This window comes from Pseudomonas sp. H1_D04, assembly GCF_054683855.1.
This window is the reverse complement of record NZ_CP162826.1, coordinates 2,883,345-2,896,604: the sequence shown is the minus strand read 5'-3', so window position 1 is coordinate 2,896,604 and position 13,260 is coordinate 2,883,345. Positions and strand designations below refer to the sequence as shown.

Genomic DNA, 13,260 nt, shown 5'->3' with positions numbered 1-13,260 from the left:
TAACCGCGAACAAGGGGCAATAGACGCCAGCCTTTATTCGGAGGGCACGTATTCTACAACTTCCAGATCGAATCCGGATATCGCATTAAATTTCATCGGTGCGCTCATGAGGCGCATTTTGCGCACACCGAGGTCACGCAGGATCTGCGAACCGGCACCGACGATGCTGTAGGTGGTCGGTGTTTTAACCTGGGTCTGCTCGGCGGTCTCGCGGATATGGGCAAGCAATACATCGCCGTCCACCGGGTTACCCAGCAGCAGCACCACACCGCTGCCCGCCTCGGACACCGCAGCCATCGCGGCGCGCAGGCTCCAACGGCCCGGTTGCTTGACCATCAACAGGTCGCGCAGCGGGTCCATGTTGTGCACACGCACCAGGGTCGGTTCGTCTGCGCTGATGGTGCCCAGGGTCAGGGCCATGTGCACATCGCCCTCCACTGAATCGCGATAGGTCACCAAATTGAATTGGCCCAGTTCGCTGTCCAGTGGCTGCTCGGCAATCCGCTGAACGGTACGTTCGTGGATCATCCGGTAGTGAATCAAGTCGGCAATGGTGCCTATCTTGATGTTGTGCTCGGCGGCAAATGCTTCGAGTTCGGCGCGACGAGCCATGGTGCCGTCGTCGTTCATCACTTCGCAGATCACACCGCTCGGCTCGAAACCGGCCATGCGCGCCAGGTCGCAGGCTGCTTCTGTGTGGCCGGCACGGGCCAGGGTGCCACCCGGTTGAGCCATCAGCGGGAAGATGTGGCCTGGGCTGACGATGTCTTCGGCCTTGGCGTCTTTGGCGGCAGCGGCTTGAACGGTGCGGGCGCGGTCAGCGGCGGAAATGCCGGTGGTCACGCCTGTGGTCGCTTCAATCGACACGGTGAACTTGGTACCAAAACCCGAGCCGTTACGCGGCGCCATCAACGGCAGCTTGAGCAGCTCGCAGCGCTCGCGGCTCATGGGCATGCAGATCAGCCCGCGAGCGTGCTTGGCCATGAAGTTGATGTGCTCAGGCTTGCAGGCCTCGGCGGCCATGATGATGTCGCCTTCGTTTTCGCGGTCTTCGTCATCCATCAGGATGACCATCTTGCCTTGGCGGATGTCTTCAACCAGTTCTTCGATGTTATTGAGCGCCACGCGGCACCCCCTTGGTCAGGATTTCAGGTAGCCGTTAGCGGCCAAAAAACTCTCAGTGATGTTCCCAGTTGCAGGCTCTGCGGCCTTATCGCCCATCAGCAGGCGCTCCAGGTAACGGGCAAGCAAGTCGACTTCCAGGTTCACCCGGCGACCAGGCTGGTACGACGCCATGATGGTTTCGCTCAGGGTGTGGGGAATGATGGTCAGTTCAAATTCGGCGCCATTCACGGCGTTCACGGTCAGGCTGGTGCCGTCGACAGTGATCGAACCTTTGTGGGCAATGTATTTGGCCAGCTCTTTGGGCGCGCGGATGCGGAATTCCACGGCACGGGCATTTTCGCTGCGAGCAACGACTTCGCCGACACCGTCGACGTGGCCGCTGACCAGGTGACCACCGAGACGGGTGGTGGGCGTCAGGGCTTTTTCGAGGTTGACCGGGCTGCCAGCCTTGAGGTCATTCATCGCGGTGCAGTCCAGGGTTTCCCGGCTGACGTCGGCGGCAAAGCCATTGCCCGGCAGTTCGATGACAGTCAGGCACACACCGCTGACGGCGATGCTGTCGCCCAGCTTGACGTCGCCGAGGTCGAGCTTGCCGGTTTCAACCAGCAGGCGCACGTCGCCGCCCTTGGGGGTCATGGCGCGAATGCTGCCGATGGATTCGATAATGCCGGTGAACATGGCCTTCTCCTGGAAAACGGGGCGGGCACTTGAGCGCCCGGTCAGAATTATACGCTCGCTGCTGGCACAGGGATGGCAGTGACTCGCCAGTCGTCGCCTACAGCGCGCATTTCAGTGATCTTGAGTTGGGGGGCGTCGGCCAGTTTCTCAAGCGGCCAGTCCAGCAAAGGCCGGGCAGCGGAGCCGAGGAACTTGCCGGCGACGAAAATCACGTATTCGTCCACCAGACCTTGCTGGGCAAACGCCCCTGCCAGGCTTGGGCCAGCTTCCACCAAGACCTCGTTGACGCCACGGGCGGCCAGCGCCACCAGCGCCGAGCGCAGGTCGACCTGGCCTTCTACGCCTGGCACCACCAGACACTCGGGGCCTCGGGGGAACTGGTTTTCCGGGGTGACACAGGTGATGACCAATGCCGGGCCCGCCTTAAAGAAGGGTGCGTTGAGCGGCACCCGCAGGCGGCCGTCGATCAACACACGCAACGGCGGGCGCGACATGGCCAGGGCGGTGGTTTCTTCATCCAGTCCCAGCTCGGCAGCACGGACGGTAAGCCGCGCACCGTCAGCCAACACCGTGTCGGCGCCAGTCAACACCACGCTGGCCTCGGCGCGCAGGCGCTGCACGGCGGCGCGGGCGGCGGGACCGGTGATCCATTGGCTTTCGCCGCTGGCCATCGCGGTACGACCGTCCAGACTCATCGCCATTTTGATCCGCACGAACGGCAACCCGTGTTCCATGCGTTTGAGAAAGCCTTTGTTGAGCGCCCGCGCCTCACCTTCCAGTACGCCACTGCGCACCTCGATCCCGGCCTGGGCCAAGCGCTGCATGCCGCGCCCGGCAACTTCCGGGTTAGGGTCCTGCATCGCCGCGACCACCCGCGCCAGCCCGGCGCTCACCAGCGCATCGGCGCACGGCGGGGTGTGACCATAGTGGCTGCACGGTTCGAGGGTGACGTATGCCGTGGCGCCTCGGGCCTTATCGCCGGCAGCCCGCAAGGCATGCACTTCCGCATGGGGCTCGCCCGTGCGCACATGCCAGCCTTCGCCGACAATCTGCCCATCGCGCACAATCACGCAGCCAACACGCGGATTAGGGTGGGTGGTGTACAGGCCGTTGCGCGCCAGTTCAAGGGCGCGGGCCATGTAATGGGCGTCGAGGACAGCTTGTTCAGCAGAAGGAGGAATCATGGTTTGACCGGCTCACGGGCCAGGCGGTCGATCTCTTCGCGGAACTCATTGAGGTCCTGGAAGCGTCGATACACCGAAGCGAAACGGATATAGGCGACTTCGTCGAGCTTTTGCAGCTCGCCCATCACCAACTCTCCCACCACCAGGCTCTTGACCTCGCGCTCGCCAGTCGCTCGCAGCTTGTGCTTGATATGCGCCAGCGCCGCCTCCAGCCGCTCGACACTCACCGGGCGTTTTTCCAGCGCGCGTTGCATACCGGCGCGCAGTTTTTCTTCGTCGAAAGGCTGGCGGCTGCCGTCGGACTTGATCAGACGTGGCAATACCAGTTCGGCGGTTTCGAAGGTGGTGAAACGTTCACCGCAGCCAGAGGCCAGGCATTCGCGCCGGCGACGTACTTGATCGCCCTCGGCGACCAGACGCGAGTCAATGACCTTGGTGTCGTTGGCACCGCAGAAGGGACAGTGCATGGTGGCAGGCAACAAAAAAAGGGAGGGCCATGGTAGCGCATCCCTGTGGCAAGACAAGCCATAGCCTTTACGGTATACAGGCGGGCTATTATGTTTCTTACATTTCAAGCCACGGATTTTGTCCTTTCTGGAGCCGTACATGCAGTTACGACCACTTGTTTTGCTCACCCTGTTCAGTGTCCTGGTCGCCTGCAGCAGCGAAGCCCCCAAGCCGTCTGCGCCCCAACCGGTGCCTGCGCAGGAGAAAAAAGTCCCTGGCATTGAAGACCTGGGCCCCCTACCCGCCTACCAACGTGAAATCAACGGCAGCCTGACCAACGTCCCCGCCGGTGCCGAAGTCGAGATGGCCCTGCTGGTGATCGACGACCGTTCGCGCCCGCAACAACTGCTCGCCAGCAGCGTACTGACCGGCAACGGCAAGCCCGTGGCCTTCCGCCTGCGTTTTAACCCAGAGGCTTTCCCGGCCGGTGCACGGGTTGAGCTGCGTGGCCGCGCCAGCCAGTCCGGTCAGTTGATCCTGCACCTGCCCGCCGTACGCATCACCCAGGCAATCACCCAGACCACCGGCCCCCTGGAACTCGTCAAGGCACCATGACGCCCCCGTTGGACTTGCAGCGCGCCCTGAGCGCGCTGATCGGCGACGCTCAACTGGTGCCCTGCCCGCTGCCGGGCACCGAGCTCTCGTTGTGGCTGTTGGATGCGGACAACATGGACCGCGCCTTCAGCCCGGAAGAAACCCGGCGCATCCTGCATGAGCCGCCCTACTGGAGTTTTTGCTGGGCCAGCGGCCTGGCATTGGCGCGGTATTTGGCGGCGAACCCTGAGTGGGTCGCGGGCAAGCGCGTGCTGGACTTCGGCACCGGTTCCGGCGTGGCCGCGATTGCGGCGGTTAAGGCAGGTGCGGTGGAAGTAGTTGCCTGCGACCTGGATCCGCTGGCGTTGGCATCTTGCCGCGCCAATGCCGAGCTCAATAACGTGGAATTAACCTATTCGCCGGACTTCTTCGCCGAAGCCGATCGCTTCGACCTGATCCTGGTAGCCGATGTGCTTTACGATCGCGCCAACCTGCCACTGCTGGATCATTTCCTCAGCCGCGGCCGCGAAGCACTGGTGGCGGACTCACGGGTGCGCGACTTCCAACACCCGGCTTATCAGCGCCTGGAAATCCTCGATGCGCTGACGTTGCCGGACTTGGCCGAGCCTTGGGAGTTTCGCAAGGTGAGCCTGTACCATTCGCGGCGCCAGCCCTTATAGTTGCCCCATTCCCGCTTTATTCGAGACGCCCCATGAGTGAGCCCACGCCGTACATCTTCGACGTCACCGCCGCCAACTTCGACCAGGCCGTGATTCAGAACTCCTTCGAAAAACCCGTATTGGTGGATTTCTGGGCCGAGTGGTGCGCGCCCTGCAAGGCCTTGATGCCGATGCTGGCGCAGATTGCCGAGAGTTATCAGGGCGAGTTGCTGTTGGCGAAGGTCGATTGCGAAGCCGAGCAAGACATCGTTGCGCGCTTTGGTATTCAAAGCCTGCCGACGGTGGTGCTGTTCAAGGATGGCCAGCCGGTAGACGGGTTCGCCGGAGCCCAGCCGGAGTCGGCTGTGCGAGCGCTGTTGGCGCCGCATGTGCAGATGCCCGCGCCGAAGGCGGCGGATCCATTGGTACAGGCACAAACGTTGTTTGCCGAAGGGCGCATCAGCGACGCCGAAGCCGTACTCGTCGCGCTGCTGGGCGAGGACAACACCAACGCCGCCGCGCTGATTCTGTACGCACGCTGCCTGGCCGAACGCGGTGAGCTGGGTGAAGCCCAAACCGTGCTCGACGCAGTGAAAAGCGACGACCACAAAGCCGCGCTCGCCGGGGCCAAGGCGCAAATCACTTTCCTGCGCCAAGCCGCCGACCTGCCGGACGCCGCCGACTTGAAAAGCCGTCTGGCGCAAAACCCGCAGGACGATGAAGCTGCGTATCAGTTGAGCATCCAGCAACTATCGCGTCAGCAGTACGACGCCGCGCTGGAAGGCTTGCTCAAGTTGTTTATCCGCAACCGCGGCTACAGCGAAGGCCTGCCGCACAAGACCCTGTTGCAAGTGTTCGAACTGCTGGGCAATGACCACCCGCTGGTCACCGTGTACCGCCGCAAGTTGTTTGCCGCGCTGTACTAATCACCGATCCAACTGTACAGCGGCGTATCCCCGCCGCTGCTCACCTTGACCTTAGCGCTGTGGCGCAGGCGCACCAACAGTCGCTTGCCCGCCGCAGCATCCCCCGCCAAACCTTCCAATCGATCAAGCAACTCCAGGCCACTGAGTTGTCCGGCGTTGCGCAACAGGTCCTGGGCGTTCTGCCACAGGTCATCATTGTGTTTGACCGGCGCTACCGGCGCGGCGGCGGCGCTGGCTGCCGGCGTCGCCTGCAATTGCGCGCCCAACTTTGCCCAATCGCCGTCGTCCAGTTCTAGGGTTAAGTCCACCGGCAGGTCGCCGATGGTTCCACGAATTCGCAACATCGTCCTGACTCCTGCAGTTTTTCTGACGGGCATGCTCCCATGCGGCTTGCGCAACGCCAAGCAGACGGTCAAACTCTCGGCCTTATTGTTATAAGATCACATAACATAACTTTCATGTTCTGGAGCCCTCTCATGCGCCGTCTGCTGCTCGCTTTGCCGTTTGCCCTGCTGCCACTGGCCATTGCCCATGCGGCTGAGGACCATGATCACGACCACGAACACGGCAGCCTCGGCGCGCACGAGCACGGCGTCGGACGTCTCAACGCCGTACTCGACGGCCAGACCCTGGAGCTTGAGCTGGACAGCCCGGGAATGAATCTGGTGGGTTTTGAGCACGTCGCCACCACGGCTGCCGATAAGGCCAAAGTCGCCGCTGCACGCAAACAGCTGGAAAACCCATCGGCCCTGTTCAACCTGCCCAAGGCCGCCGGTTGCGTGATCAGCTCCCAGGAGCTCAACAGCCCGCTGTTCGGTGACAAGCCGGAAGCCGACCACGACGACGATGACCACGATCACGACGCCAAAGACGGCGCCCACGAACATCATCACGACCACAGCGAAATCCACGCCCACTACCAATTCACCTGCGCCACGCCGACTGCGTTGAGCAATCTGGACCTGACCCAGGTATTCAAGACCTTCCCCGCCACTCAGAAAATTCAGGTACAACTGATCGGCCCGAGCGGCCAGCAAGGTGTTGATGCCACCGCCACAGCAGCCACCCTGAAGTTCTGAGTTCACATGACCCAAGCACTGATCGAACTGTCTGACCTGGGCTTCAACTGGCCCGGTCACCCACAGTTGCTGGACATCCCCGCCTTCCGCCTGGAAGCGGGTGAAACCCTGTTTCTCAAGGGCCCGAGCGGCAGCGGCAAAACTACGCTGCTTGGTCTGTTGGGCGGCGTGCAGAAACCCAGCCAAGGTAGCATTCGCTTGCTCGGCCAGGAGCTGACCGAACTCTCGGCCGGCGCCCGTGATCGTTTCCGCGTCGACCATACGGGCTACGTCTTCCAGCAGTTCAACCTGCTGCCGTTCCTGTCGGTGCGCGAAAACGTCGAGTTGCCTTGCCACTTTTCCAAACTGCGAGCGCAGCGGGCAAAGCAGCGCCACGGCAGTGTCGACCAGGCCGCCGCTACATTGCTCGCGCATTTGGGCTTGAAGGATAAACACCTGCTGGAGCGCCGCGCCGATTCGCTGTCCATCGGCCAGCAACAACGGGTGGCTGCCGCACGCGCGCTGATCGGCCAACCGGAATTGGTGATCGCCGACGAACCCACCTCAGCCCTGGACTACGACGCCCGCGAAGCTTTCCTTCAGCTGCTGTTCGCTGAATGCCGCGACGCCGGCGCCAGCCTGTTGTTTGTCAGCCATGATCAGAGCCTGGCGCCGCTGTTCGACCGCAACCTGTCGCTGGCCGAACTCAATCGCGCCGCCACGCCCGCAGAGGTTTGAGATGTATTTGTTTCGTCTAGCCATGGCCAGCCTGGCTAACCGTCGCTTTACCGCGATCCTCACCGCGTTTGCCATCGCGCTTTCAGTCTGCTTGTTGCTCGCAGTGGAACGGGTTCGCGTTGAGGCGCGCAACAGTTTCGCCAGTACCATCAGCGGCACCGACCTGATCGTCGGCGCCCGCTCCGGTTCGGTCAACCTGCTGCTGTATTCGGTATTTCGCATCGGCAACGCCACCAACAACATCCGCTGGGACAGCTACGAGCACTTCGCCGCCAGCCCCCAGGTGAAATGGGCGATCCCGATTTCCCTCGGCGACTCCCATCGCGGCTACCGGGTGATGGGTACCAACGAGTCGTACTTCGAGCATTACCAGTATGGCCGCAAGCAAAACCTCGAACTGGCCAGCGGCCGTGCCTTTGCCACCGACCCGTTCGAAGTGGTGCTCGGTGCCGAGGTCGCTGATGCCCTGCACTACAAGCTCGGCGACAAGCTGGTACTGGCCCACGGCGTGGCGGTGGTCAGCCTGGTCAAGCACGATGACAAGCCGTTCACCGTGGTCGGTATTCTCAAGCGCACCGGCACGCCGGTGGATCGCACGTTGCACATCAGCCTGGGCGGCATGGAAGCTATCCATATTGACTGGCACAACGGTGTGCCGGCCCAGGGCAAAGGCCGCATCAGCGCCGATCAGGCTCGCAATATGGACCTGACCCCGCAGGCCATTACCGCCTTCATGCTCGGCCTGAACAACAAGATTTCCACCTTCGCCCTGCAGCGCGAGATCAATGAATTCCGTGGCGAGCCGATGCTGGCGATCCTGCCCGGCGTGGCGCTGCAAGAGCTCTGGAGCATGATGGGCACCGCCGAAAAAGCGCTGTTCGTGATCTCGCTGTTTGTGGTGCTGACCGGCTTGATCGGCATGCTCACCGCCATCCTTACCAGCCTCAACGAACGCCGCCGCGAAATGGCGATCCTGCGTTCGGTGGGTGCACGGCCGTGGCATATCGCAACGTTGCTGATCTTCGAAGCCTTCGCCCTGGCCCTGTCCGGCGTGATCGCAGGCGTGGGCTTGCTGTATGTGTGCATTGCCGCGTCGCGTGGGTATTTGCAGGCCAATTACGGGCTGGACCTGCCGATGTCCTGGCCGAGCGAATATGAATGGACCTTGCTCGCCGGTATCCTGGCTGCTGCGCTGTTGATGGGCAGCGTGCCGGCCTGGCGCGCCTACCGACAATCCTTGGCCGATGGCCTGTCCATACGTTTATGAGGAAGGACTCGATGCGTCGTGCCCTGTTTGCACTGTTGTTGCTGGTGGCGGTACCCGCCTGGGCCGATGAGCAGCCCAAGGATTTGTCCTGGCAGGAGATGATCCCACCGGACGCGCCGCCAGAAGTCCCGAATATGAAACCGCTGCACGACCTGTCGAACATGGCCGATGCCTTGTCCGTCGAAGCCGCGCCGGCGGCCAAGCAGGACCTGCCCAACGCGCCGGTGGTGCAGAGCCTCAATGGCCAGCACATCCGCTTGCCGGGTTATATCGTGCCGCTGGAAGTCAGCGAAGAAGGCCGTACCACCGAGTTCCTGCTGGTGCCGTATTTCGGCGCGTGCATCCACGTACCGCCGCCGCCGTCGAACCAGATCGTGCATGTGAAAAGTGAAGTCGGCGTGAAGCTCGATGAGCTCTACCAGCCGTATTGGATCGAAGGCGCGATGCAGGTCAAGCCGTCTACCAGCGAACTGGCGGACGCCGGTTACCAGATGGATGCCGAGAAGATTTACATGTACGAACTGCAGGAATAACGCTGATCGTCCTTTCATTGAGCTGAGTCAACAGACCGAACGGAACGATCTTTACCATTGGACGTACAACTTTTAAACGTCCTTTGGAGCTCCCATGAACAAGTCTCTGCTCGGCGCGTCCCTCTTCGCGCTCGCCCTCGTCGCCCCCATTGCCCATGCTCACGAAGCGGGCGACATTCTGGTTCGCGCCGGTGCTATCACCGTGAACCCGAAGGCCGACAGCAGCACCGTCAAGGTTGACCAGGGCCCGCTGGCCGGTACCAACCTGGGCGGCAAGGCGACCATGAGCAGCGACACCCAACTGGGCCTCAACTTCGCCTACATGCTGACCAACCACGTGGGTATCGAACTGCTGGCCGCCACGCCGTTCGAGCATGACGTGAAGATCAAGGGCACCGCCCTCGGCGGCGCCAACGGCAAGCTGGGTACGCTGAAACACCTGCCGCCAACCCTGAGCGTCGTGTACTACCCGCTGGACAACAAGTCCCCGTTCCAACCGTACGTAGGCGCCGGTATCAACTACACCTGGATCTACGACGAACACGTCGGCAGCCGTGCCCAGGGCGCAGGCTTCAGCAACTTCAAAGCCGAGAACTCATGGGGTTGGGCTGCGCAGATCGGCGCGGACTACATGATCAACGACAAGTGGATGATCAACGCCCAGGCGCGTTACATCGACATCAGCACCAAGGCTACCGTGGAAAACAATGCCGTGGCGCCGGGCACCCGTGCCAAGGTCAATGTGGACGTGGACCCAATGGTTTACATGGTGGGTATCGGCTACAAGTTCTAAGCAAAACTGCATAAACAACTGTGGGAGGGGGCTTGCTCCCGATGACGGTGGATCAGTCAACAAACCAATGACTGGTACACCGCTATCGGGAGCAAGCCCCCTCCCACATTTGATTGTGCGTTGGGTTCAGCTGTGGCGGTAAAACCGATCCAATAGCGCCGGAAGCCCCGCCCGCCAGGCCCGTGGCTTGATGCCAAAGGTATGCAGGATTTTCTTGCAGGCCAACACCGCGTGCTGCGGCTCGTCCGTCGCATCCGGCCGGGCCGCGTGGGCTTGGGCGGTGGGCGATTCAATGGCCAACGGATGGAAAGTGCGCGCTTCGGTGAGGATCGCCTGACCCAGCGCCAGCGGCGTAGTCGCCTCCTGGCCGGCGTAATGGTAAGTGCCCCACAGCGGCGCCGCGCAATCGAGTTGCTTGAGCACCGAAATGATCACCCGCGCCGCATCATCCACCGGCGTCGGGTTGCCACGGCGGTCATCCGCCATCAGCAATTCATCCGGTTTCTCGGCCCGGGCCAGGAAGCGCCCGAGGGTGCCATCCACACTGTCATCCAGCAGCCAGCCAAAGCGCAGCAACACATGCTGCGGGCACGTGGCGCGCACACTCTGTTCGATACGCCACAACGCCTGGCCACGCAGGCCCAAGGGCACCGGCTCGTCTTTTTCGCTGTAGGCGGTGGCACGGGAGCCATCGAATACGCGGTAGCTGGACGGTTGCAGCAAGGTGATGTTGTGGTGTTGGCACAGTTCGGCCAGGCGCTCGATAGCGAACTCCTGCGAAGCCAAACGGGTTTCGCTGACGGCTTCGGCCTGGAACCAGTCGAAGTAATAGGCGAGATTGATCAAGGCATCGGGACGGGTGTCGTCGAGCAATTGGGTAAGGCTCGCGGCATCCCAGCCGTCTTGGGGCGGTTTGGGTGCGAGGAAACCGATGTCTTCCTCTGCACCGAGGCGAATCAGCGCCTGCCCGAGGGCATTCCCGCCGCCCAATAACATAAGGCGCATTCGCATAGATTGAGCAGGCCCGGTCTGTTTGGAACGTTGGCTATGGTCGGCAGGCCCGTGGGCCTTGCCGCTGGCATTTGCCAGAATCGTTGCATTTTGCGGGTTTGTAGCGCAACCGTCACGGATTAAGTGTCTTGACGCCTGGCTCTGCGGGCTCATGCTCCAACGCCGCACGCTGGGGCACCATGACCTGCTGTGGATAAGTCTGCGCGAAGTGCACCTCGGGGCAGTTATCCACAAGCTTTTTCAGACGCTGGTTAAACGCGCGACTGACAGCATATTGCCCACCCGATACCGTGCGGAACTGCGCTGTGAGCACCACACCATTGAGGTCCATCTTGTCGACACCAAACACTTCCAGCGGCCCTTGCAGGTTGTACTTGAGGAAGACATCGTCGCGGATCGACTGACCGGCTTCACGAATCAACTCCACGGCCTTGTCCACATCGGTGTCGTAGGTGAACTGCACCGAGAAGAACGCATAGGCAAATTGCCGCGACTGGTTGGTGACCGCCTTGATCTGCCCGAACGGCACCGAATGCACAAAGCCCTTGCCGTCACGCAGACGCAGGGTGCGGATAGTCAGGCCCTCGACGGTGCCGGCGTGGCCGGAGTCGAGCACCACCCAGTCGCCGATGGACAGCGTGTCTTCAATGATGATGAACAGCCCGGTGATCACATCCTGCACCAGTTGCTGAGAACCAAAACCAATGGCCAGGCCGACCACACCAGCACCCGCCAGTAGCGGCGCGACATTGATGCCAAGGTTGGCCATGGTGGTGATCGCGCAGATGACCACCAGGATGATCTTCACCGCATTACGCAACAGCGGCAGTATGGTTTTCACCCGCGTGCTCGGCTGGCGACTGGAGCGCTTGTTTACCGGCGGTTTCAGCGCTTCCTGGATCGCAGTGTCGAGCACCACCCAGAACAACCATGTCATCAGCAGGATCAGGCCGATGCTGCTCAAAGAGTCGCTGATCGCCCGCCCTACCGAGTTGCGCTGGGCAAACTCGAACAGGGACACGCCCCAGATCCGCCCAAGGATTTCGATAAAGGCGATCGCCATGACAATGCGCAGGATCGCGTGCAACAGGCTCAAGAAGCGATCTTTATAGGCGCTGCTGCGCTGGATCGCTACCTGGCTGCGGGACTTGAACAGGTGTTGCAACACGGTGCTCAAGAACACGGTGCCAATCAGCAGAATCGTGGTGAACAGCGCGCAACGCAGGGCTTTCTGGTTATCGTCACCGGCGCCGATGAGGTTGATCGCCGAGACCAGCACCATCAATAGAATCGGCCAGTACCACAGGCCGGAAAACACCCGCAAAGATTGCTGCAACGCCGGATGTTTAAGGCGCTGGGCCAGTGGCCGATTGCGGATCAGATGGGCGACCGGCCGACGCAAGCGCACCACCAGCACACCGAAAATCACCGCCGCGAACAGGCCGGTAAATACCGCAATACTGCTGGTGATATTGCCGCCAAGCTGGCGGGCGATCTGCGGGCTGGTCAGGGCATCGCTGAGGGCGGCGAGGAAGCCAATCAGGAACAGCGGCTTGGGGCAGTAATCGCGAATAATTTGCACCGCCGGCCGCTTGTGGCCGAAGTTGAACATGACAATCACGCACAACAGCATCGAGGTGGAAAAGATCCCGCTGCTGGTGGCATAGGCAAAACACAGTGCCAACGCGCGCCCCACTGAAGTGGGCAGGAAGTGACTGACATAAAGGGTCAGCGGCAGACAGATCAGCGCCGGGATCGTGTAGGGCACCACATACCCGAGCACCGCATGCAGGCGTTTGCGCTGTGCGACGAATGACCGTCGGCCCAAGCGCTTCACGATAAACCGCCCCAACAACGTCAGCACGGTAAAAGCGCCGACCCACACACCTGACAGCAGCAGAAAATTCCCGGCCACACTCCACGGCGAACGTTCTGACGTTTGGTCGACCAACCGCCCTACTTCATCCGCCGCCCTGTCCGCACGCAGGCGCCAGGCGTCGATCAGGCTCTGATTGAGGTCGAGCTTGTCCTGCACGTCGTCGATGCTGGAACTGATGGCACCAAGCAGTCCGCCTTCCACCAGCAACTCTGGCTTGGCCGGCGTCTCGGGTTCGGGCGCAACCGCCGCGGCGTGCAGTGCGCCACTGCCGCAAAACAGCAGCGCACCGAGCAGTAATGCAGTCTTGAGATTCAGCAAAACACCGAGTTCCTTCAGAAGGGTCTGTAAGGAACTGACGGGTTTCAGCA

The 13,260-nt window shown here is 61.7% G+C and carries 15 protein-coding genes; 8 read left to right on the top strand and 7 right to left on the bottom strand.

Going from position 1 to position 13,260, the window contains the following annotated elements; all coding sequences use genetic code 11:
• Positions 1-33: 33 nt before the first annotated feature.
• Genes ribBA through nrdR form a run of 4 tightly spaced genes read right to left on the bottom strand, consistent with a single transcriptional unit; the run spans position 34 to position 3,454 of the window.
• Positions 34-1,125, bottom strand: a complete 1,092-nt coding sequence (ribBA, locus tag AB4N82_RS13380) for a bifunctional 3,4-dihydroxy-2-butanone-4-phosphate synthase/GTP cyclohydrolase II (protein WP_032884563.1) — start codon at positions 1,123-1,125, stop codon at positions 34-36.
• 15 nt (positions 1,126-1,140) lie between these two features.
• Positions 1,141-1,803, bottom strand: a complete 663-nt coding sequence (locus AB4N82_RS13375) for a riboflavin synthase (protein ID WP_032884562.1) — start codon at positions 1,801-1,803, stop codon at positions 1,141-1,143.
• A 47-nt stretch (positions 1,804-1,850) separates the two neighbouring features.
• Positions 1,851-2,987 carry a bifunctional diaminohydroxyphosphoribosylaminopyrimidine deaminase/5-amino-6-(5-phosphoribosylamino)uracil reductase RibD gene (gene ribD, locus AB4N82_RS13370; RefSeq protein WP_122765271.1) on the bottom strand — a complete coding sequence of 379 codons (1,137 nt, stop codon included), beginning with the start codon at positions 2,985-2,987 and terminating at the stop codon, positions 1,851-1,853.
• Positions 2,984-3,454 carry a transcriptional regulator NrdR gene (nrdR, locus tag AB4N82_RS13365; RefSeq protein ID WP_163033267.1) on the bottom strand — a complete coding sequence of 157 codons (471 nt, stop codon included), beginning with the start codon at positions 3,452-3,454 and terminating at the stop codon, positions 2,984-2,986. Before nrdR ends, ribD begins: the two co-directional genes overlap by 4 nt.
• Positions 3,455-3,593: 139 nt before the next feature.
• On the opposite strand from nrdR, the gene AB4N82_RS13360 reads away from it, so the two are divergent.
• Genes AB4N82_RS13360 through trxA form a run of 3 tightly spaced genes read left to right on the top strand, consistent with a single transcriptional unit; the run spans position 3,594 to position 5,613 of the window.
• Positions 3,594-4,049, top strand: coding sequence for a YbaY family lipoprotein (locus AB4N82_RS13360; protein WP_032884559.1), 456 nt, complete (start codon positions 3,594-3,596; stop codon positions 4,047-4,049).
• A complete protein-coding gene (locus tag AB4N82_RS13355) occupies positions 4,046-4,708 on the top strand; it encodes a class I SAM-dependent methyltransferase (protein WP_460105029.1) in 663 nt (220 codons plus the stop codon). The genes AB4N82_RS13360 and AB4N82_RS13355 overlap by 4 nt, the downstream gene beginning before the upstream one ends.
• A 32-nt stretch (positions 4,709-4,740) precedes the next feature.
• Positions 4,741-5,613, top strand: coding sequence for a thioredoxin (gene trxA / locus AB4N82_RS13350; RefSeq protein WP_122765269.1), 873 nt, complete (start codon positions 4,741-4,743; stop codon positions 5,611-5,613).
• Here the strand turns inward: trxA and AB4N82_RS13345 are convergent.
• Entirely contained in the window at positions 5,610-5,957 is a 348-nt protein-coding gene (locus tag AB4N82_RS13345; RefSeq protein WP_099603289.1) for a hypothetical protein, read from the bottom strand. The genes trxA and AB4N82_RS13345 overlap by 4 nt on opposite strands.
• A 132-nt stretch (positions 5,958-6,089) precedes the next feature.
• Between AB4N82_RS13345 and AB4N82_RS13340 the strand changes: the two genes are divergently transcribed.
• The 5 genes from AB4N82_RS13340 to AB4N82_RS13320 all read left to right on the top strand — a co-directional run bounded on the left by AB4N82_RS13340 (position 6,090) and on the right by AB4N82_RS13320 (position 10,002).
• Positions 6,090-6,692: a DUF2796 domain-containing protein gene (locus tag AB4N82_RS13340; protein ID WP_122765268.1), complete on the top strand. Its 603-nt coding sequence runs from the start codon at positions 6,090-6,092 to the stop codon at positions 6,690-6,692.
• Positions 6,693-6,698: 6 nt separating this feature from the next.
• A complete protein-coding gene (locus AB4N82_RS13335; protein ID WP_122765267.1) occupies positions 6,699-7,409 on the top strand; it encodes an ABC transporter ATP-binding protein in 711 nt (236 codons plus the stop codon).
• A 1-nt stretch (position 7,410) separates the two neighbouring features.
• On the top strand, positions 7,411-8,676 hold the full coding sequence (locus AB4N82_RS13330) for an ABC transporter permease (RefSeq protein WP_027605183.1): 1,266 nt from the start codon (positions 7,411-7,413) through the stop codon (positions 8,674-8,676).
• An 11-nt stretch (positions 8,677-8,687) separates the two neighbouring features.
• Positions 8,688-9,209, top strand: a complete 522-nt coding sequence (locus AB4N82_RS13325; RefSeq protein WP_032884553.1) for a DUF3299 domain-containing protein — start codon at positions 8,688-8,690, stop codon at positions 9,207-9,209.
• A 94-nt stretch (positions 9,210-9,303) separates the two neighbouring features.
• Positions 9,304-10,002, top strand: a complete 699-nt coding sequence (locus tag AB4N82_RS13320) for an OmpW/AlkL family protein (RefSeq protein ID WP_095186186.1) — start codon at positions 9,304-9,306, stop codon at positions 10,000-10,002.
• Between the two features lie 126 nt (positions 10,003-10,128).
• Here AB4N82_RS13320 and AB4N82_RS13315 read toward each other — a convergent pair whose 3' ends face one another.
• Positions 10,129-11,013 (bottom strand): sugar nucleotide-binding protein, encoded by an 885-nt coding sequence (locus tag AB4N82_RS13315; RefSeq protein ID WP_032884551.1) that lies wholly within the window; start codon positions 11,011-11,013, stop codon positions 10,129-10,131.
• Between the two features lie 112 nt (positions 11,014-11,125).
• Positions 11,126-13,210 carry a mechanosensitive ion channel family protein gene (locus AB4N82_RS13310; protein WP_122765266.1) on the bottom strand — a complete coding sequence of 695 codons (2,085 nt, stop codon included), beginning with the start codon at positions 13,208-13,210 and terminating at the stop codon, positions 11,126-11,128.
• Positions 13,211-13,260: the final 50 nt, after the last annotated feature.